Annotated in this window: 15 protein-coding genes; 6 read left to right on the top strand and 9 right to left on the bottom strand. The window is 63.6% G+C overall.

Annotated elements, in window-relative coordinates:
• Window positions 1-123: 123 nt before the first annotated feature.
• Both SU48_RS06605 and SU48_RS06600 read right to left on the bottom strand, forming a co-directional pair.
• A complete protein-coding gene (locus SU48_RS06605) occupies window positions 124-3,597 on the bottom strand; it encodes a CHASE domain-containing protein (RefSeq protein WP_231881704.1) in 3,474 nt (1,157 codons plus the stop codon).
• Window positions 3,590-4,390 carry a shikimate dehydrogenase family protein gene (locus SU48_RS06600; protein ID WP_064015894.1) on the bottom strand — a complete coding sequence of 267 codons (801 nt, stop codon included), beginning with the start codon at window positions 4,388-4,390 and terminating at the stop codon, window positions 3,590-3,592. Before SU48_RS06600 ends, SU48_RS06605 begins: the two co-directional genes overlap by 8 nt.
• A gap of 518 nt (window positions 4,391-4,908) precedes the next feature.
• Between SU48_RS06600 and SU48_RS06595 the strand changes: the two genes are divergently transcribed.
• The 5 genes from SU48_RS06595 to cdd all read left to right on the top strand — a co-directional run bounded on the left by SU48_RS06595 (window position 4,909) and on the right by cdd (window position 9,297).
• The gene (locus tag SU48_RS06595) at window positions 4,909-6,021 is read left to right on the top strand and encodes a PhoH family protein (RefSeq protein WP_064015893.1); all 1,113 of its coding nucleotides are present in this window, start codon (window positions 4,909-4,911) and stop codon (window positions 6,019-6,021) included.
• Window positions 6,022-6,204: 183 nt separating this feature from the next.
• Window positions 6,205-6,672 (top strand): rRNA maturation RNase YbeY, encoded by a 468-nt coding sequence (ybeY, locus tag SU48_RS06590; RefSeq protein WP_064014559.1) that lies wholly within the window; start codon window positions 6,205-6,207, stop codon window positions 6,670-6,672.
• 9 nt (window positions 6,673-6,681) lie between these two features.
• Entirely contained in the window at window positions 6,682-7,056 is a 375-nt protein-coding gene (locus SU48_RS06585; RefSeq protein WP_064014558.1) for a diacylglycerol kinase, read from the top strand.
• Window positions 7,057-7,487: 431 nt separating this feature from the next.
• On the top strand, window positions 7,488-8,828 hold the full coding sequence (locus SU48_RS06580) for a hemolysin family protein (RefSeq protein WP_064014557.1): 1,341 nt from the start codon (window positions 7,488-7,490) through the stop codon (window positions 8,826-8,828).
• A complete protein-coding gene (gene cdd, locus SU48_RS06575; protein ID WP_064014556.1) occupies window positions 8,821-9,297 on the top strand; it encodes a cytidine deaminase in 477 nt (158 codons plus the stop codon). Before SU48_RS06580 ends, cdd begins: the two co-directional genes overlap by 8 nt.
• A 4-nt stretch (window positions 9,298-9,301) precedes the next feature.
• On the opposite strand, the gene SU48_RS06570 is transcribed toward cdd, so the two are convergent.
• From SU48_RS06570 to SU48_RS06555, 4 genes are all read right to left on the bottom strand, one after another.
• Window positions 9,302-9,931, bottom strand: a complete 630-nt coding sequence (locus SU48_RS06570; protein WP_157451102.1) for a hypothetical protein — start codon at window positions 9,929-9,931, stop codon at window positions 9,302-9,304.
• A 96-nt stretch (window positions 9,932-10,027) separates the two neighbouring features.
• Window positions 10,028-11,353, bottom strand: coding sequence for an isocitrate lyase (gene aceA / locus SU48_RS06565; RefSeq protein WP_064014554.1), 1,326 nt, complete (start codon window positions 11,351-11,353; stop codon window positions 10,028-10,030).
• A 310-nt stretch (window positions 11,354-11,663) separates the two neighbouring features.
• Window positions 11,664-12,290: an HAD family hydrolase gene (locus SU48_RS06560; RefSeq protein WP_064014553.1), complete on the bottom strand. Its 627-nt coding sequence runs from the start codon at window positions 12,288-12,290 to the stop codon at window positions 11,664-11,666.
• Between the two features lie 82 nt (window positions 12,291-12,372).
• Window positions 12,373-13,080: a hypothetical protein gene (locus SU48_RS06555; protein WP_082869697.1), complete on the bottom strand. Its 708-nt coding sequence runs from the start codon at window positions 13,078-13,080 to the stop codon at window positions 12,373-12,375.
• 87 nt (window positions 13,081-13,167) lie between these two features.
• On the opposite strand from SU48_RS06555, the gene SU48_RS06550 reads away from it, so the two are divergent.
• Complete coding sequence (locus tag SU48_RS06550) at window positions 13,168-14,217, top strand: DHH family phosphoesterase (RefSeq protein WP_064014552.1); 1,050 nt, start codon at window positions 13,168-13,170, stop codon at window positions 14,215-14,217.
• 41 nt (window positions 14,218-14,258) lie between these two features.
• Here the strand turns inward: SU48_RS06550 and SU48_RS06545 are convergent, their stop codons facing one another.
• The 3 genes from SU48_RS06545 to SU48_RS06535 form a co-directional block, all read right to left on the bottom strand.
• Window positions 14,259-15,266: a serine hydrolase gene (locus tag SU48_RS06545; RefSeq protein ID WP_231881716.1), complete on the bottom strand. Its 1,008-nt coding sequence runs from the start codon at window positions 15,264-15,266 to the stop codon at window positions 14,259-14,261.
• A gap of 140 nt (window positions 15,267-15,406) precedes the next feature.
• A complete protein-coding gene (locus tag SU48_RS06540) occupies window positions 15,407-16,252 on the bottom strand; it encodes a DegV family protein (RefSeq protein WP_064014550.1) in 846 nt (281 codons plus the stop codon).
• Between the two features lie 102 nt (window positions 16,253-16,354).
• Window positions 16,355-19,735 (bottom strand): heterodisulfide reductase-related iron-sulfur binding cluster, encoded by a 3,381-nt coding sequence (locus SU48_RS06535; protein ID WP_064014549.1) that lies wholly within the window; start codon window positions 19,733-19,735, stop codon window positions 16,355-16,357.
• Window positions 19,736-20,018 lie beyond the last annotated feature (283 nt).

Below are 20,018 nucleotides of genomic sequence, written 5' to 3'. Positions count from 1 at the left end.
GGGTCTCCGGACTGGGCATAGGTGGGGATACAGCTTAAAGGGTGAAGCGGGCGGGCAATGTGGAAAACTCAGGGTGCAGGACTATGTGTGAACAATTCAGGGTGCAGTCCTAGGCTGGAATCCTCAGGTCTGCGGCGACTGGAGGGGCAGGGTTACCCGGAAAGTGGCCCCCTCCCCCGGCACGGACTGGGCCTGCACGCTGCCGCCGTGCCGCATGACCACGCGGCGCACGTTGGCGAGGCCGATGCCCGTGCCTTCAAATTCTTCGGCGCGGTGCAGGCGCTGAAAGACCCCGAACAATTTGTCGGCATACCGCCCATCAAATCCCACACCGTTGTCCTGAACCGTAATGACGGCGTGATTCTGGGCGGCTTTTTGCAGATTGACCCGGCCAGACTGCGTGTGCACCGACTCGGATGCTCCGGAGCTTGAAAGGAGCGGCCACTCGGCACTGACCTCGATTCGGGCATCGGGCCGGTTGCGGGTGTACTTGATGGCGTTGGACAGCAGATTCACGAAGACCTGAGTCAGCAGCGCGGCGTCGCCGGGGACGGTGGGCATGGGGCCAACGGTCAGGACAATCTCGCGGCCCTGTCGGTCTGGTTCCAGCGTATTCCACACCGTCTCCAGCAGCGGCCCCAGCGGCACTGGCCCGCTCCGCAGTTCCTGACGGCCCATGCGCGAAAACTCCAGCAGGTCGTCGATCAGGCGGCTCATGCGGCTGGCGGCGTCGGTCATGACGGCCAAATAGCGCTGGCTTTTTGGCCCCAGCCCCTCTCCGGCGTCCTTTTTCAGCAGGTCGCCAAAGCCCACGATATGCCGCAGCGGGGTTCTGAGGTCGTGGCTGACCGAGTAGCTGAAGGCTTCGAGTTCGCGGTTGGCTTCCTCAAGTTCCAGCGTGCGCCTCTGCACCCGTTCCTCCAGCGACTGGTTCAGGGCCTGCAAATCCTGCTGGGCACTGATGGCCCGCACACGCAGGGCGTCGTTGTCGAGGGCGGTGGCAAAGCGTTTGGCAAGTTCCTGCGCCAACTCCTGATCGCGGTCAGTCAGGGCCTGTCGGTAGGTGAGGGCCAGCACGCCGCGCAGGGTGCCGTCGCGGCCCATCAGCGGAAACAGCAGCGCCCCGGTGGCGTTTACGGCGTGCAGCAGCGGATGAGACGGAATAATCAGCGGTTCTTCCAGCTCGGCCACGCGCCGCACCGCCGCCGTTGCCGCCGCCTGCATATGGGCCGCCTGCCACACCGCGCCCGTGCGTGAGGCGGCCAACACGGCCAGTTCGGGCGGGGCGCTCCAGAGGGCGGCACTCTCGGCCAGCCGTCCCGTCAGCAGTTCCAACGCCGCGTGATAGTGCCCGGCGCGGGCGGCCAGCGGGTCTTCAGCGCGGGCACTCAGTTGCTCGGACACGTCGGCGATCAGGCGCGAGGCGGTTTCGGCGTACACGCTGTCGTCCACATCGGTGCTGGTGCCCACCCATTCGATGACCTGACCCTGCGCGTCGTGAACAGGCAGGCCGCGCGTCACGAATGTTCTGTACCAGCCGCCTTTTCCCAGCAGGCGGTGTTCGGCTTCGAAGGGACGGGTGGCCTTCACTGCCGCCGCCCAGCGCTGCTGGTATTCGCCCCGGTCATCGGGGTGCAGCAGGTTCAGCAGGCCCGTGCTGGCGCGTTCTTCGCCCACGTATTCATCCCAGCGGCGATTGAAATAGGTGGGCAACCCTGCCGGATCGGTGAGCCACACGATCTGCGGCATGCCCTCCAGCACGCCCCGGTAGCGCTCCTCGCTGCGCTGGGCCAGCCGCTCGGCCTCTAGGCGGTCATGAATATCGGTGGCGCTCGCCACCCACTCGGCCACGCTGCCCCGCTCATCCAAAATCGGGGCCACCCGCACCACGAACCAGCGGTAAGCCTCGCCCACATGCAGGCGCACCTCGCACTGGGCGCGGTCACCGATTTCGTAGGCGCTGTGCCACATGTTGTCGTAGGTCAACAGATCGGCGGCCAGCACCGCCTCCCGCACGCTGCCTTCGCTCAGGCGCTCGTGATGTTGCGCGTTCACGTAGGTGACGTCGCCCGCCGGACTGCTGGCCCACAAAATGTGCGGAATGGCGTCCAGCACGCCCCGGTAGCGCCGTTCTCCGGCCTGTACGGCCCGCTCGGCCTGCACGCGGTCTGTCACGTCGCGGATCACTTCCAGCAGGCCCAGTTGCTCGCCGCGCCCGTCGACGACTTCGCTGCGCTGGGCCTCGCCCGAGAACACGCTGCCATCGGCCCGCTGATACGGCGTGGTGATGGCCTGAAAGGTGGTGCGCCCCTCCAAGCGGCGGTCTAGATGCAACCGGGCCAGCGGTTCTCCGATCAGGGCCGCGCTGTCCACCCCGAATTGCTCGGTCAGGGCGCGGTTCACCAGCCTCACGCGCCCGGTGTCGTCGGTAAAGGCGGCGGCGTCCTGCATGGCCTGAAAAATCGCCTCAAACTCGGCCCGGTCACGCGCCTGACGGGCCTGCACCAGCGTCAGGCGGCGGTTGATTCGCTCGGTACTCTCGCGGGACTGCACCTGCACATGGGTCAGCCGGAAGGCCAGCCCGGCCACCAACAGCCCAGCCAGCAGCGTCAGCAAGGGCAGATTGGCCGCCAGATCTCGCCCAAATCCTATGGGCGCGCCGTAATTCAGCGTCCACGCCTGCCCTGCCAAGGTCAGCTTGGTATCGGAACGGAACGACAGAGCGGCAGGCAGCGGCACTTTTTCCAGCCGTTGCCCGGCCAATCTGGTCGTGATGCTGAGGCCATTCGGCGTGCCTCCCTCGTCCAACTGGGCCAGAAACTCGTCGGCGCGGGCCACCAGATAGATGAAGCCCGCCAGTGTGCGTGTGCCGCCGCCTCCATCCTGAACCTGCTCGTCGTCGGTGGGCTGCATTCCATTCCATACCGGCAAAATGAGCAGGAATCCGAGATCGGGCGGGCCACCGGGGGTGCGCTGCAAATTCACGCGCCCGGTGGCCTGCACGCTGTTGTTCAGGCGGGCCAGATCCAGCGCGGCGCGGCGATCCGGGTCGCTGTAGAGGTCGAACCCCCACGCACTCTGCGTAGCATTGTTCAGGGGCGACAGGGTCACCACAGGCGCGCGCATGGCCTGACTGGAGGTCAGCGGCTTGATGCGGTATTCGGAACCGGCCCCGGCCCGGATGCCCGCTTCCAGTTCGGCGGTGTCGGCGGCAGGAATCCACGCGGCGAACCCCACAGCAGCCACGCCCGGATAGCGGCGCGTCAGGTCAAGGCGGGTCACGAAGTCGTCGAAGACCGACGGCAACACCATGTCCTGATTGCTCATCCAGTAGGCGCGGGTGGCCCGCAACAGGTTCTCGTAATCGCCGATCCGGTTTTTCAGGGCAAAGGTGTGGGCCGTCGCCTCGCGCTCAAAGCGGGCTTCTTGCTGATCGCGCACGAAACGGGCGATGGTGGCCGCCGTCGCCACCGTCAGCAGCAGCACCAGCAGCAGCACCGCCAGCGGAATCATGCGCGAAGTGCGGCCCAACAGCCCGTGATCCGGCTGGTCTATCAGCGTGTCTTTGACCGACATCGGTGCGGGGCGCTCAGACATGCTCGGCCTCCGGGCTAGGCAACGGACTGACCACCTGCGCCGCGTGCAGGGCGTCCAGAAACACCCGCACCGGAACGTCTACCCCAGTCCACGCCAAGAAGGCCAGCCGAGCCTGATGGGCCAGCATTCCCAGCCCGTTTTCGGCCCGCAGTCCAGCGGCGCGGGCGTCGCGCATCAGCCGGGTGTCCGCAGGTTTGTAGACCATGTCGTAGATCAGGGCCGACTTGGGCAACGGGGAGAAATCGAAATCTGGGAGTGGGGACTGATCGGGGGCACTCAGACCAGCGCTGGAAGCGTTGACGATCAAGCCGACTTCGGCCCACCGAATCTCTGGCAAGTCGGCAGCCAGTCCGCCCAGATCGGCAGTGAGGCGTTCCGCTTTGGCACGAGTCCGGTTGACCACAAACACTTGACGCCCCTGAGAACCGAGCGGAGAACGCAGCGCCCACACCGCCGCCCGCGCCGCGCCGCCCGCACCCAACACCACCGCTGCTCCGTCCGGAGAGACGCCAACATCCGCCAGAGCCGCAAGAAATCCGGGCGCGTCCGTGTTGTCGCCCAACAGCTTGCCTTCCCGGTAAATAATGGTGTTCACTGCACCGATAGCCCGCGCCGCTGCGGTCAGGCTGTCTAGATACGGCAGGGCGGCTTCCTTATGGGGCAAGCTCAGATTTGCGCCCAAGATGCGCCCCTGCCTCAGTTCGGCAAGGGCCGCGCCTAGGTCGGCGGGCGGCACACGCACCGCCTCGTAACTGCCTGCCAAGCCCGCCCAAGCAAAAGCGGCGCGGTGCATGGCGGGAGACAGGGAATGCGCGGCGGGGTCTGCATACAAAAAGGCGCGAAGAGCGGCCTGCGCCCCGTCCGGATAGACGCCAGTGAAACTCACGTTTCCAAGTGTATCCCGGCCCGCGCCTCAAAAAGATCAGACAACAGGGTCAGGCCGCACAGGCAGACAACATGGTCAGACAACAGGGTGGGAAGCTCAAGGCCTAAGCCAGCCCCGCGCCCCTGCTAGGCCAATTGCATCTGGCTGGCCCGTGCCGCACGGGTTTAGGCTACGGCCATGCTCTTCCATCCTTTCCGCTGTTTCCTCAGCTTCCAGCGCCCTCTGCCTTGAGAATCTGCTGACCCTCATCCCAGAAACACCGCAGAATGTGCAGCGGGACACGCACCCCTCTGCCTTCCCGTCCGACAATGGGGCATCCGAATGACGAACCCACCCCTCTCCTCTCACCCGGCCAAGTCGGGGAGAGACTGCGCCTGTGTGGCGTGCTTGGAGCCAATCTCTTGACAGACAAGAAGCAAGACCAGATGCCCGAACAGACGCCCGAGTCTCAGACGCCCGAAACGGCTGCAAACGGCGCACACACCGGGACACCCACGGCCCCGACCACCAGCAATCCGGTGACGGCCACCATCACGCTGACCAACCAGCGTCAGGCGTTTGCGCTGCTGGGCACAGGCGACGTGAACCTGCGCCGGATGCGCGAACTGACCCGTGCCCGCCTGATCGCACGCGGCGAGACCATCACCATTACCGGAGAAGAAGCCGACGTGGTGGCTGCCGAACGCATGGTCAAAGACGCGCTGGACGTGATTCGCGGCGGCGGTGAGCTGACGCCCGACAGCCTGCTGCGCTCGGCCCGCCTGAGTGGAGAAGGGCGCAGCCTCGCCGCCGAAACGCAGGTGAACGGCATGAGCCTGCCGCGCGGTATCCGGCCCAAAACGCCGGGGCAAAAGGTGTATCTGGAAAAGGTCGAAAAGAGCGACATTACTTTCGGCATCGGCCCCGCCGGAACCGGAAAAACCTACCTCGCGGTGGCGATGGCGGTGCAGGCCCTACGCAACAAGCGGGTCAAGCGCATTATTCTGACCCGCCCAGCCGTAGAAGCCGGAGAAAAACTGGGCTTCTTGCCCGGAGACTTGCAGGCCAAAATTGACCCCTATCTGCGCCCGCTGTACGACGCGCTTCAGGACATGCTGGATCAGGACAAGTTCGAATCCTACCTGACGAGCGGCGTGATCGAAATTGCTCCGCTGGCGTTTATGCGCGGGCGCACGCTCAATGATGCTTTCGTTATCCTCGACGAAGCGCAGAACACCACTGGCGAGCAGATGAAGATGTTCCTGACCCGCATGGGCTTCAGCAGCAAGGTGGTCGTGACGGGCGACGTAACCCAGATCGACTTGCCGCGCCATATTTCCAGCGGGTTGGCCGTCGCCAAACGCGTGCTGAGCAACATCGAAGGCATCGAATGGCACGAATTTACAGACGTGGACGTGGTGCGTCACCCGTTGGTGGGCCGGATCATCAAAGCCTACGAAATCGCTGAAAATGCCGAGCAGGACAAGCGGGCCGCACGCCGGGGCGAGTTTGCCAGCATCCCGGAAGTGGACACCGACCCGGTAGGCGCAGACGACTGAGCAACTGGCTCTGAACTAGAGCCATCAACAAGCCAGAAACGGCGTCGGGGATGCACTCCCGACGCCGTTTCTGGCTATCTGCAAAAGGAGCAACTGCCCTTCCCTAGACCATAGACCCTGAGACTCCTAGCCACCGCACCCGGAGAACGCTCGCCGCACCCCAACCTTGCTATGCTCCCCCATGTGATCGACCTGATCGTTCAGAAAAAGCCGCCTGCGGGCCTGCGTCCGGCGCTGCGGGCCTCGCTGGAAGCGGTCATGGCGCATTTTGGGGTGCAGGAGCGGGAAGTGACGGTGGTGCTGGTGGGTGACCGGGCCATCCGGGCGCTGAAGCTGGAGCATTGGGGCGAGGACGCGGCCACCGACGTGCTGAGTTTTCCCGCGTGGGAACCCGGCGATCCGTTTGTCCCCCCCATTTTGGGCGACATCATCATCAGTCTGGATACGGCGGGGCGGCAGGCAGAGGCGCGGGGGCATTCGCTGACACGGGAAGTGGCGCTGCTGGCCAGTCACGGCATGACGCATCTGGTGGGCCATGACCACCCACACGCCGATGGGCTGGGCTTCGAGGAAGGCGCGGCGGGGCCAGAGTGGACGGTGTTTCACGGCGCTTGGGACGCCGCCCGCGCAGCCCTCCCCGACGGGATCTAGGCGGGGCGCATGCGTTCAGACGGCTCGGCCCTGAATCTGCGCCGCTGGTGGCGTTCGGCGGGCTTTGCATGGGCCGGGGTGCGGCAGGTGTACCGCTCGCAGGCCAATTTCAGAATCGAGGTCTGGGCGGGGGCAGTGGCTCTGGCTCTCGCGCTGGCGTTGCGCGTGCCGCTGCCCCCCATCTTGCTGTGTTGCGCGCTGGTGCTGTCGCTGGAACTCCTGAATACGGCGGTGGAAGCGGTGGTGGATCTGGCCAGCCCAGAGGTTCACCCGCTGGCAAAAGTAGCCAAAGATGCCGCCGCAGCCGCCGTGTTGGTGGCCAGTATCGGGGCTGCTCTGGTGGGGCTAGTGGTGCTGGGGCCTGCGCTGTGGCAACTGTTCTAGGTTGCGTATGGGCCGTGGCGTTTGGATTGTCGGAGGGGCGGAGTGGCTGTTTGATCTCTTTTTCCAACAAAGGGGAAAGCCCTGAAAACACAGTACAGGTCGGGCCTCCCGGCAAATTCATCTCCATAATCTCAACCTTAAGACGTTGTCAATCCTGCGGTTCTGACCAGCCGGGGCGCGTGCTATAGTCCGGTCTGCTATGGAGCCTCCGAGTTCTGGCTCTGAATCCACGCCCGGTGAACTCCGCCTCAGGGCGGGTTTTTTGCTGTGGCCCAGCAGTATCAAGTATGACCAAGTGACAGGACAGTCACCCGAAGACCCTTTCCGGCGTCCGACGCTGCGGGTTGGCAGGCCGATTCCGGCCCAAGCCACAGCAGCGGGCAGCATGTGCCTTGCGGAACGCCGGGGCGCGGCATGGAGCGCGCCCATTCATGAATGACATTCTTGGCCTGTTGGCCCTGTTCGTACTCGTGCTGATCAACGGCTTTTTTGTGGCCGCAGAGTTTTCGCTGGTGGCCGTCCGGCGTACCCGCATAGATCAGCTTGCAGAAGAAGGCAATACGGTGGCCCGCGCCACCCAGAAGGCCCTCAAAAGCCTCGACCTGTATATCGCCGCCACGCAACTCGGCATCACGATGGCGTCGCTGAGCATCGGTTTTGTGGCCGAACCCGCCATAGAACACCTGATCAGCCCGCTGCTGGAAGGCCGCTCGCTGTCCGAAGGGCAAATTACGGCCATTTCGTTCGGCTTGGCGTTTGCGGTCAGCACCGTGCTGCATATCGTTTTTGGTGAGCTGGCCCCCAAGACGTGGGCGTTGCAGCGCAGCGAACAGGTGGCCCTGATGGTCACGCGGCCCCTGTTGGCCTTCACCTTCGTGTTCAAGTGGGCCATTCGTGGCCTGAACGCGCTGGGCAACGCCGTTGTCCGGCTGTTTGGCCTGCGCGGCGTCACCGGACACCACAGCGCCCACAGCGAAGAAGAAATTCGCATGATCGTGAGTGCCTCCAGTCAGGAAGGCGTACTGGAAGAGGACGAGAAGGAACTCGTGTACAACGTGTTCGACCTGTCGGATACCACCGTGCGCGAGATCATGACGCCGCGCAACGACATGGTGGCCGTGGACGGCGCTTCTCCGCTGCGGAGGCTGCTGGAACTGAACACCGAACACGGCTATTCGCGGGTTCCGGTCTTTCACGATATGGCCGACAACATCGTGGGCATCGTGCATACCAGCGATATGCTGCGCCACCTCGACGCGCTGGACGACACCGTGATTGCCGACGTGATGCGCCCCGTGTATTTCGTGCCCGAAGGCATGAAAATCAAGGATTTGCTGGCCAAGATGCGCGACAAGAAAAGTCACCTGAGCATCGTAGTGAACGAATTCGGCGGCACCTCGGGCTTGGTGACGCTGGAAGACGCGCTGGAAGAAATCGTGGGCGAAATCTACGACGAGACCGACGAAGACGAACTGCCGATGGTGGAAGTCATCGCGGAGGGCGTGTACCTGATGGACGCCAGCCTGACTGTAGGCGAGGCCGAGGAACGGCTGGGCAGCAACTTGGAGGACGGCGAGGGCGAATACGACACCCTGTCGGGCTTCATGACCAACCACTTTGGTGATATTCCGGAAGTGGGCCAGAGCTTCGTGCATGAGGGCTGGGCCTTTACTGTAGAAGAAGCCGACCAACGCCGCGTGGTACGTGTGCGTGTAGAGCGGGCCACCGAGGAAACCCTGCCCGAAGCTCTTGAGGAGACTGTGCGTGAGTGACGTCAATTTGGCCGCCCGAACCCCAGACCTGTCCAGTGACCGCCTCGGCATCACGCCCGACGCCGAACTCTTGGCAGGTGCACAGGCCGCGTTTGCCAAAGCCTACGCGCCCTACAGCAAATTCCGAGTCGGCGCGGCCCTGAGAACTGCAGACGGGCAAGTGTACCGGGGCGCAAACGTCGAAAACGCGAGCTACGGCTTAGGCCGCTGCGCCGAACAAAGCTCGATTCAGGCGATGGCGACGGCGGGCGGGCGCGACTTTATCGACATCGTGGTGTACTCGGAAGCCACGCCGCCTGCCAGCCCCTGCGGAGCCTGCCGTCAGGTGTTGTACGAATTTAGCCCCGACGCCCGGATCGTGTGCGTGAACCCGCACGGCGACATCGTCAGCGGCCTCGTGCGCGACTTTTTGCCCAACGGCTTTCGGCTAGAGCAAAGGGACGACGGGCATGGAGTGGGGACGGAGTAGGCGATTAATTCAAATCGGACGACGAAAGGGGGCGGCATTCCGCCTCTTTCGCTTTTTGCTGGCTTGGAATGTGCGGCAGTGTTGTCACGGTCAGCACCTTGAGCGTTGGCAGGGCGTAGCGAAGAGTCGTCATGGTGGTGCGGTAAACACCATTTACAGGAAGCATACGGCCCACCGATACGCACAAATCAGCTTTGCCCGAACGACTCTGGGCCAGCCAAAGCCGCTGCACCACTGACCCCACCACCGGAGTCGCCGCCGTTCTGACGCCGCCCACCAGATTCCACAGCCGAAGCGTATTGGCCCCGGCTCCGATCAGATATTTCCCGTCCGTAGTCCAGAGCAGTTGGCTCACATCGCCTTTGGGCAGGGTCAGCACAGGCTGTGCGGCCCATGCCAGCTTGGTTTCACAGCCCGTATATTTCACTGCATTCCAGCAAAAGCGCACGGCGGCGGCCTGCTGAGTTGGTGCATACAGGGTTTGCCGGAGCGTCCAAGGATATTCGGCGTTCTGGGCAGTGTTGGCTTGCCCCCGGACGACCTGCGCGGCCATGCCGGGAAAAGTGACAGTGGCTTGCGGAGAGGAAGCAGAGGCAGCAAAAGCGAGGGCCATTGCCAGAAGAAGGGCGAACATGGTGCAAGGTAGCCCGCCATGCATCCGAGGGCATCCAACCAAAGAGAGTGGAGCAGCCCGTTCAAGGCTCCCCCACTCCCCTACTTTCGTTGCTGCTCAGTCGTGCGCGGCGGCCAGTTCCTTGTGCGATTTGCCGAATTGCTCGGCTTCGGTGCTGCCTGCGAGTGCGGTGGTGCTGCTCTGGCCGCCGCCTGCCGCCGTTGCCACCAGGTCAAAGTAACCCGTGCCCACTTCACGCTGATGCTTGACGGCGGTGAATCCGCGTGCCTGCGCTGCGAATTCGCGCTCCTGCAACTCCACGAAGGCGCTCATCTGGTTGCGGGCGTAGCCGTAGGCCAGATCGAACATGCTCATGTTGAGGCTGTGGAAGCCCGCCAGCGTGATGAACTGGAACTTGTAGCCCATCTTGCCCAACTCGACTTGGTACTTGGCGATGGTTTCGTCGTCTAGATTCTTCTTCCAGTTGAAGCTGGGCGAGCAGTTGTAGGCCAGCAACTTGCCGGGAAACTGCGCGTGGATGGCCTCGGCAAACTTGCGGGCGTCCTCTAAGTTCGGCACGCTGGTTTCGCACCAGATCACGTCGGCGTAGGGGGCGTAGGCCAGAGCGCGGCTGATGGCCTGCTCGATGCCGGGCTTCACGTGAAAAAAGCCTTCGGGGGTGCGTTCGCCTGTCAGGAAGGGCTTGTCGTTGTCGTCGATGTCGCTGGTCAGCAGGTTGGCGGCGTCGGCGTCGGTGCGGGCGATCAGGACGGTGGGCACGCCGGACACGTCGGCGGCGAGGCGGGCGGCGTTCAGGGTGCGAATGAACTGGCTGGTGGGCACCAGAACTTTGCCGCCCAAGTGTCCGCACTTCTTCTCGCTCGCCAATTGGTCTTCAAAATGCACGCCCGCCGCGCCCGCTTCGATCATGGCCTTCATCAACTCGAAGGCGTTCAGGGGGCCGCCAAACCCGGCTTCAGCATCGGCCACGATGGGCGCGAAGTAGTCGATGTCGTCCTTACCCTCGCTGTGCTGAATCTGGTCGGCGCGGCGCAGGGTGTTGTTGATGCGCTTGACCACGTCGGGCACGCTGGAGGCGGGGTAGAGGCTCTGGTCGGGGTACATCTGGCCCGCGTTGTTGGCGTCTCCGGCCACCTGCCAGCCGCTCAGGTAGATGGCTTTCAGGCCCGCTTTCACCTGCTGCATCGCCTGATTTCCGGTCAGTGCGCCCAGTGCGTTCACGAAAGGTTCTTCGGCCATCAAGCGCCACAGCTTCTGCGCCCCGTGCTTGGCGAGCGTGTACTCGATGGGCAGGCTGCCGCGCAACTTGACCACATCGTCGGCGCTGAAATTGCGCTTGATGCCTTGCCAGCGGCCTTCAGTCTTCCAAGTCTTGTCCAAAATTTCGGCGTGGGTGCGCGGGCTGTGTGCGTCGTGGGTCATGGCGGCTCCTTGGGCGAATCGGGGTGTGAAAAGGTTGCCTCTGCGTTGCCGGAGAGGTGGGAACTGAGCTGGTGCTGGGGCGCGTCGGCCCGGTCTTGAATAGCTGCATTGTGCGGCGGGCACACTGGGTTGGGGGGTGGTGTACTTGGGACGCACAGAGGTACACCAGTGCGGCAGGTACACCAGCAGGGATGTCTAAGGGTCTAAGGAAAGATCAATGGCATAACCCGTGAGAAACTGTATTACTCATGTCAGAGCCAAAAAACCGCCCCGAAGGATGGCACTAAAGTTGAATCCGCAAGGGTAAGCTCTAGCTTTCGCCGCCCAACCACGCCGCCAGTTCTGCTTCAAACTTCGCGTGCTGCTCGTGATGGTACAGAATGCCGTGAAAGCCGTAAGCGTTGGCGGCGTCTATGTTTTCTTGCACGTCGTCTACAAAAGCGACGGCCCCAGCGGGGTGCTGCATGGCTTTTTCCAGTGCCGCGAAGGAATCGGCGTGCGGTTTCTTCTGGCCCAATTCGTTGCTGAACACTAAGGCGTCAAAGCGGGCGAAGCGGGGATCGCGGCGCAGATGATCGCTGACGACGGGGTAGTTGTTGCTAAGTAAGCCCACGCGCACGCCCGCAGACAGGGCCGCGAGGCTGGTGTACATGGGCAGGTTGTCCAGAATGCTGCCCAAATACAGCGCCTCGAACTCGGCATACGGCATCTGCACACCCGTTTCCTCTTGCATCACCGTCCAGAACTGAGGCAGTGTCCACGCGCCGACTTCAAGCTGCCGCACATACCGGAAGTAGCTTTCGCGGACTCGTTCTACCCTGACGCCGCTGCGGTCAGAGACGTTCTGTGTGGAGCGGCCATCGAAGGTACCGATGGTAAAGACGCCGCCCCAATCGAAGGCGACGTGGCGGGTGGGGGGAGCAGCGAGATTGGTCATGGGCCGCACTATGCCGCAGCCGGGGCGGTAGGGGCGGCGGGCTGTTCAGATAGGGGGCAGACTCAGCAGCGGCCCAGACCCTCTACCGTTCGTCTGGCACGATGTCCAGCAGGAGGCCCCGGCGTGTCCACGCGGCCACGTTCAGGGCGTACACCGCTTGCCACGCTTTGCCCCAGCCCTCGGCGGCGTGTTCGGTGGGGGTCAGCTTCTGGCCGCGTCCATGCCTCAGCACATGCGCCCGGTGTGCGTCCAGCAGGGCGGCGGCAGTCAGGTCAGGCCAGCGGTGCAGGTCGATTTGTTCGCTGAGGGTCGGCGTGGGCGGCTGCGGCGCGGCGGTGGTGAGGACACAGGCCACGCCGCTGGCCCGGTCTTTGAGCCAAGTCACGGCCTGTACGAACGGCGGCGGCGTCTGCCCGTGCGGACTGTGCGTGGTGTCGGGCGTCTCACTCCAGCGCAGGGCCAGCGCAGTATCGGGTTCCAGCAGGTAAGCCCGCTGATGCCGCGCCCCACTGATCAGCGGCGCGTAATGCACCCCCAGCTCCTGTGCCCCCAGCCCGCGCAGGGCAGCGTCTTCGGCAGCCAGCGTGCGCGTCTGCTCGGGCGAGGCTCCCCACCCACGCTCGGGCAGGGGCGTGAAGGTCAGGGTGGTCTGAATCTCCGGCCCCGCCAGTGTTCGGCCTTCCAGCCGCGCCCGGCTGACATCGGGCAGCACTGCCTGAGCACCGTTGACGCCGTAAAGAACCTGAAGTTCTTCGGCAGTTAACGCGGCCAGATTGAGGCGGGCGGGCACACCGATCAGGATAGCGTGTACAGCCCAACATTCGAGCGGGCCACCCCCAAAGTGCGCCCTCTCACCCCACACCCGTATACTTTTCTGATGATCAATCCGGCGAATGGAGACACGAGTTATAGAGAAGGAGTCGCGGCGATTGTGCGTCTGCTACGAGAACACAGCGGCCCAGTGGTCATTCTGGCCCACGAAGGCCCGGACGGCGACGCCCTCGGCAGCGTGCTGGGGTTGGCGCGTGCGCTGAGAAGCCTCGGCAAAGAGGTGGTTGCCCCGATGGACGTGCCGCGCTACCTGTCGTTTTTGCCTGAGCCGGGCGAACTGAGCGCCCCGCTGGAAAGTTGGCCCGCAGACGCGCTGGCGGTGGTGCTGGACGTGGACAACAACGATCCTGCGCGGGTCGCCGGGGCCGACTTGAGCATATTTGAAGGGCCAGTCATCAATATCGATCATCACGGCACCAACCGCAGGCAGGCCACCGCCCTGCTGGTCGACCCCGCCCGCCCCGCCGCTGCCATGATGGTGGCCGACGTGGTAGACGCGCTGGGCGTGACGTGGACAGAAGCGATTGCCACCCCGCTGATGCTGGGCCTGAATACCGATACCGGTTCGTTCCGCTTCAACAGCGTCACGCCCGAAACCTTCGAGTGCGCGGCCCGCCTGCTGGCACACGGGGCACGCTTGGGCTGGATCAACGATTCAATGGCCCAAAATCCGCGCACCTACTACCTGCTGCTGCGCGAGGTACTGGGTACGATGGAGTTTTTGCACGGCGGGCGCGTGGTGCTGGCCCGCGTGGACGACGCCATGCTAGAGCGGGCCGGAGGCAGTTGGGAAGATGTGGAATCCTACGTGGGCATGCTCCGCGCCTCGGAAGGGGCCGAGTTGGCTGTGATGGTCAAGGATTTTGGCGAGCGCGTGAAACTGTCGCTGCGTTCTCGCGGCAAAGTCAGCGCCCAGAATATTGCGGTGGCGTTGGGCGGCGGCGGCCATGTGCCCGCAGCAGGCGCGACGGTGGCCGAGCCTTACGCGGCAGTGCGCCCACAGTTGGACGCGGCCATTGGGGCGGAGTTGGCGCGGGCAGATGGCACGGGCAGATGGGACGGGGGCGATCTGAGGGGCGGAAGTCTAAGGGTCTAGGGTCTAAGAGCGGCAATCACTTCGCTCAGACGGCCCTAAGCCTAGTTCTTCTTTTCCCCCAGCACTGCGTCTACCCCGGCATTGATCCATGCGAAGGCGCGGCGGGTATTGGGCATGGTGTAGCTCTGGTCGGCCCCGTGCTGCATGAAGGCGTACACCAGATGCCGCCCGTCTTTGGTTTGCACGTAGCCGCTGTAGGTCAGGATGCCCCAGCCGTTGCCGCCTTTGCCGCCAAACCACGCCACATTGCCCCGGTGTTGCACGTTCAGCGCGCTGCGGCCAAAGCCCTGCGCCATCACTTCACGCTGCCACTTCTGGGCGCGGGGTGAGAGGCCGGGTTGCAGGAATTCGGACGCCAGCAGGGTGCCCCATTCATAGGGCGTGCTGAGGTTATGAACCCGCAAATCGTCGTCGCGGTCATAGCGGGTTTCAAAATAATCGTTGAGCTTGCGCTGAAGATAATCGGCGCGGTACTCGCGGGCGTCGGCGTCGATCTGGGCGGCCAGCTTGATCCGGTCATCGCCCTGTGCGGCGGCCCAACGTGTGGTGCCGTTGAACGTAGCCGACAGGCCCGATTGGGCCACCCACCAATCCCGCGTGGGCAAGATCAGGCGGGTATGACACAAACCCAAGTCGTCGGCCACCGCCTGCACGTTCTGCAACCCCACGCGGCGGTGGAGGATGTCTGTGGCGGTGTTGTCACTCTTTTGAATCATGCGGAGCGACAGGTCTTTGATGGATGTGCCGTCGTAGGGATAGTTGCCGAGGCTCTGGTTGTCGCGCGTCACATTAAAGCGTTCGGTGGGCGAGAGCGTTCCGGCATCGAACTGTCTCAGGACGGCCCACAGCACCGCCTGTTTGTACGTACTCGCCAGCGGAAACAGGCTGTCTGGATTGGTGCCCACAGCCCGGATCGGCGCGAGGGTCACCGGATCGACTTCGGCCACCCACAGGCCCAAGCGCCCGCTGAGGGGCAGGGGCGGTGCGGGGGCTTTGGCGACGACTGGCGCGGTATCGAGACAACCGTTGGGCAAACGCAACACACCCAATTCCACCCGGCCTTCCGGGGCAATCACGACCCGTTTCAGGCTGATGTTTTGGTCTGAGCTGGGGGCAGTGCGGCAGCCCCCCAACAGGCCAGCCAGCAGCACACCCCAGCCGAGAGGGTGTAGAGACGCTCGGCCCACGCTCAGGCGGTGATGGGTTCCAGCGTCGCGCCCATCGTGCCGGGGCCTGCGTGCGTGCCCACCACTGCGCCGATGGTGTGGTCGCCCAGATCGTCGAATTTCAGGTCGCTGAGACCTGCGCGAACCTCACGGATGTACTCCTCGCCGCCCACCGTACACATGAACGACACCCGTGCCCCGCCGTGCTGCGCGACGTACTTGCGAACATAATCCATGATGTCCTGCATGGCCTTTTTGTGGCCGCGTACCCGTCCGCCGGATTCCACTTTGCCGTCTTTGACGGTCAGAATCGGCTTGATGTTCAGTAGGCCGCCGAGGAGCGCCTGTGCGCCGCCGATGCGCCCGTTGATCCGCAGAAAATCCAGTGTATCCACGGTAAAACGGATGTCGGCCACCGCGCCCACGCGCTCCAGTTCGGCCACGATTTCCGGTACGCTCTTGCCCGCACGCGCGAGTTCTGCGGCGCGGATGGCCCGCATCCCGAGGCCCATGCTGACCGATTTGGTGTCCAGCACGGTCACTTTGTTGCCAAATTCCTGCGCGGCCAAGCGTGCGCTGCCCACCGTGCCCGACAACTGCCCGCTGATATGCACGCTCAGCACCTCGTCGGCGGTTTCCAGCGCCTTGCGGTACACCTCGCCAAACTCGGCGGGGCTGGGCTGCGACGTACTGGGCGTCTTCTTGCCCGCCTTCAGGCCTGCGAACAGTTCGGCGGGCTTCAGGTCTATGCCGTCGCGGTGCATCTTGCCGTCGAACAGCACGTACAGGGGCACGCTGGTGAGGCCGTATTGCTCGCACAGGTGCGGGTTCAGGTCGCTCGTCGAGTCGGTGACGATGGCAATGGTCATAGCATGATAGTAGCGTGACTCAGCAGTAAAAAGAGCGCGGCGGGAGTGATGCACAGATCAGCCCCCGCCGCGAAACATTGGATTTAGTTCAAAACCAGGTGATTATTCCTTCTTCTTGGGCACCCACTTCTTGCGTGTGCCCGTTTCCGGGGCGGATTCAGGCGCTTGTGCTGGGGCGTTCGTCGCCCGTACACGTTCCTCCAGCGCATTTTCGCCTACTTGTTCCAACTTGATGTGTTCAGTGATGGGCGCGGCTGTTTCTCCTTCTGCAAGCTCAGTCACAGCTTCAGCAGCCTTTGCCTTCGGCTGCCATTTCGGGCGGGCCGTGGGCACAGCTTCCACCACAGGAGCGGGCGCGGCGGCTCCAGCCTGAGCAGGCTCGGTCTGAGTTTGCAGTACGGCTTCGGCCATCGGGGCGACGGGCGCGGAAGCCGCCGCTTTAGGCGTCCACTTCTTGCGTTCCGGGATGGCAGCTTCGGTGCTTGGGGCTAGGCTGGATTCGGGCTGAGTGGGCTGCACAGGTTCGGCACTCTGAGTAGGAACTGGGGCAACTTCGGCAGGAGCCACAGCCGGGGCCGCGCCCTTCGGCGTCCACTTCTTGCGCTCACCTGCGGAGCTGGCCTCTGATGGAGCAGGCTCAACCGGGGCGACTTCGCCGGGAGTGACAACCTCTGCCACACTCTCAACACTGTGACTGTCAGACACTGGCGCAGCAGTTTTAGGCTTCCACGCTTTGCGGGCGGGCGCGGCGTCTGGGCCGGGTTCGGAAGTGGCCTGAATCGGTGCGGCGGCCTGCGGCTGAACTGCTTGAGTCTGGACTGCTTCTGCCACAGGCGCGGGGCTGACATCATCGCCGGACTTGGCCTCTCTACCTTTGGGTTTCCAAGCTTTGCGGGCCGGGGCAGCGGGGCTGAGTTGACTGGCACTGGGTTCGCTGGGGCTGACGGCTTCTGCCACGACTGGGGCCGGGTTCACGTCGTCTACGGGTGTGGCGGCCTCTCCCCCACTCTTGGGCTTCCACGCTTTGCGGGCGCTGGGTGAGGCTTCCGGCTGTGCCAGTTCCGGGTGCGACGCCTGCGCTTCGGGCTGGGTTCCGGCATTGGCGGTGGGGCTACCGGGTTGCGCGTTGGCGACATCGGCAGCGGTTTCGCCCACCACAGCGGCGGGAGCATCAGCCGCAGGCACCTCGCCCGTGCGTTCCATCGGCAACTCGGCATTGGGGACGGGAACAGGTTCGGATACGGCGGGCGCGGCTACCGGTGCGAATCCGCCCGCTTTTTGCACGCTCTCGAACATCAATTCGGCCACATCTTTTACCACGATGTCGTCGCGCTTCTGCTTTTCAGGCGTGGAATTCATCATGGATTTGCAGAAGGGGCAGCCTACCGCCAGCACCTTGCCCGCCTGCACATTGTCCTTGGCTCCGTCCAGGCGAGCCTGAATCTCGCGGAAGCGGTTGTCGCTGATGCGCTCGCGGCCCTCTTCCTCCTCCTTCCAGAACTGCGCCCCGCCCGCGCCGCAGCAAAACGAGTTGTCGCGGCTACGCTCCAGTTCCAGCACCTCGCCCGCCATCTGGGAAATCAGGGCGCGGGGCGCGTCGTACACGCCGTTGTGGCGGCCCAAGTAGCAGGGATCGTGGTAGGTCACGTTCTGATCGAGTTGCGCCAGTGGCAGTTTTCCAGCGGCCACCAACGTCTCCAGATATTCGGTATGGTGAACCGTGCGGTAGTCGCCGCCCAACTGCTTGTACTCGTGCCCGATGGCGTTCATGCAGTGCGGGCAGGTGGCGACGATCAACTTGGGGCGCACGCTGTTCAGCGTCTCCACGTTTTCCTGCGCCAGCGTTTGATACAAAAATTCGTTTCCGGCACGGCGGGCGCTGTCTCCGGTGCAGGCTTCTTTTTTGCCCAACACGGCGTAATTGATGCCCGCCTTGTCCAGCAGTTGAACAAACGAGCGGGCCACTTTCTGGGCAGCGGGATCGTAGCTGGCCGCACAGCCCACCCAGTAAATCACGTCTGGTTCGGGATTTTCATCAATCGTGGGAACCTTCAGCCCCTCGGCCCATTCCATGCGCTTGTCGCGGGAAATGCCCCAAGGGTTGCTGGTGCGCTCCATGCCCCGGAAGGCGGTCTGCAACTGCGGTGGGAATTCTCCGGCCACCATGACCTGATGACGGCGAATGTCGATGATGTCCAGCATTTGTTCGTCCTGCACGGGGCAGACCTGCATACACGCGCCGCAGGTGGTACAGGCCCACACGCTTTCCTCGTTGATGGCGAATTCCAGCAGCGGGTGCGCGGTGCTTGCGCCCGATTCGAAGGATGTGGGCCGCAGCGTAAACGGGCTGGGATGCGGTGCGCCCACTGGAGCCGCCAGTCCTTGCGCGGCAATGCCCAGCGTGGTCGGCCCGCCCGCCAGCACGCTGTTTTGGTTCTGAATACTTTGACTCTGAACGCGCGGCCCACCCGTCAACACATTCAGTTCCATGCGCTTGTTGATTTCCAGCGCGGCAGGACTCAGCGCCTTGCCCGTCGCGTTGGCGGGGCACACATCCTGACAGCGGTTGCACTGAATACAGGCGTAGGCATCCAGCAGGCGCGGCCATTCCAAGTCTTCCAGTTTCTCCGCGCCCAGCCGGGGTTCATCGGCTTCCATCGCCGCTTCCAGACCCTTCATAGGGGGCAGCACGCCGCTCTTTGACTCACGCTTGAGGGCGTAATTCAGGGGGGCCATAAAAATATGGATGTGCTTGGTGTACGGAAAGTAGGCGAGGAAGGCCAGCACGCTACCGAGTGCGCCCCAGTAGCCGAAAATGCGCCAGCCTTCCAGCGCCGCGTCGGATGCACCGCCGAACAGCACGCGGCCCAGCGCAGAGGACACGGGTTGAAAACCGTCAAACCGTCCATACTCGCGCGCTTCTACGACCATTTTGGCGGAGTTGCCTAAGATTCGGCTGCCGACATGGAAGAAAATAAAGGCGGATACGAACAGGCTGTCGCGCAGGATGTAGTTTTGCTTGAGGAGCGGGTGTAGCAGCGTCTTTTCGGTGAAGCGGAAGTCGCGCTTGCTGGGCGTGTACAGGCGGCGAACCACCAAGCTGACCACGCCGAACAACACCAGAAAGCTGAGAATGTCGGCCAGCAGGTTGTAGGCGGCCCCCAGCGGATTGCTGGACAGGATGCTGAAATGGAAGTAGCCTTCCAAGCCGTCTATCACATTCACCAGCAGGTAAAACACGAACCCGTAGAAAATAAAGCTGTGCAGCACGCTGATGACGGTGCGGCGGCGGAAGGTGCGCTCCTGCGTCAGCGAGGTTCGGACGGCGTAGGCGACGCGCTGGCCCAGCCGATCAAAGCGGGCTTCGTTGGAGGGCGCACCCCGGCGAACTCGCAGATAGAGGCGGTAGAAGCCCCAGACGCCGTAGCTTCCGGCGATCAGAGCAAAGATGAAAAACAGGATTTTGTGGATGTCGGGCAGCACAGGCAGGGCCTCCGGGCAGGGATTACGGATAGGAAGAGTGCGGGAACGGAATATTGAACTGAGTCAAAGTATAACGGGGTCGGCGGCCCAGTATTCTGTTTGGTTGGGATTGGCCGGGAACGCGTGCCACACGGAGAGGAGAGAAAGCCAGCATACGCCTCTGCCCCCGCCCTGATGGTTCTCCGGGTTGCCGTAGACCGCTGACCATCCGGCAAGAACTCTGCCTACGCGCTACGCTCGGACTCTGCGGCGTGTTCTGCTGCCGCGCCCGTCCCGTGAGCTT

It is taken from the genome of Deinococcus puniceus, from assembly GCF_001644565.1.
GTDB classification, from domain to species: Bacteria; Deinococcota; Deinococci; order Deinococcales; family Deinococcaceae; genus Deinococcus; species Deinococcus puniceus.
The sequence above is the reverse complement of the archived record's forward strand: the minus strand, read 5'-3'. Positions and strand labels throughout refer to the sequence as shown.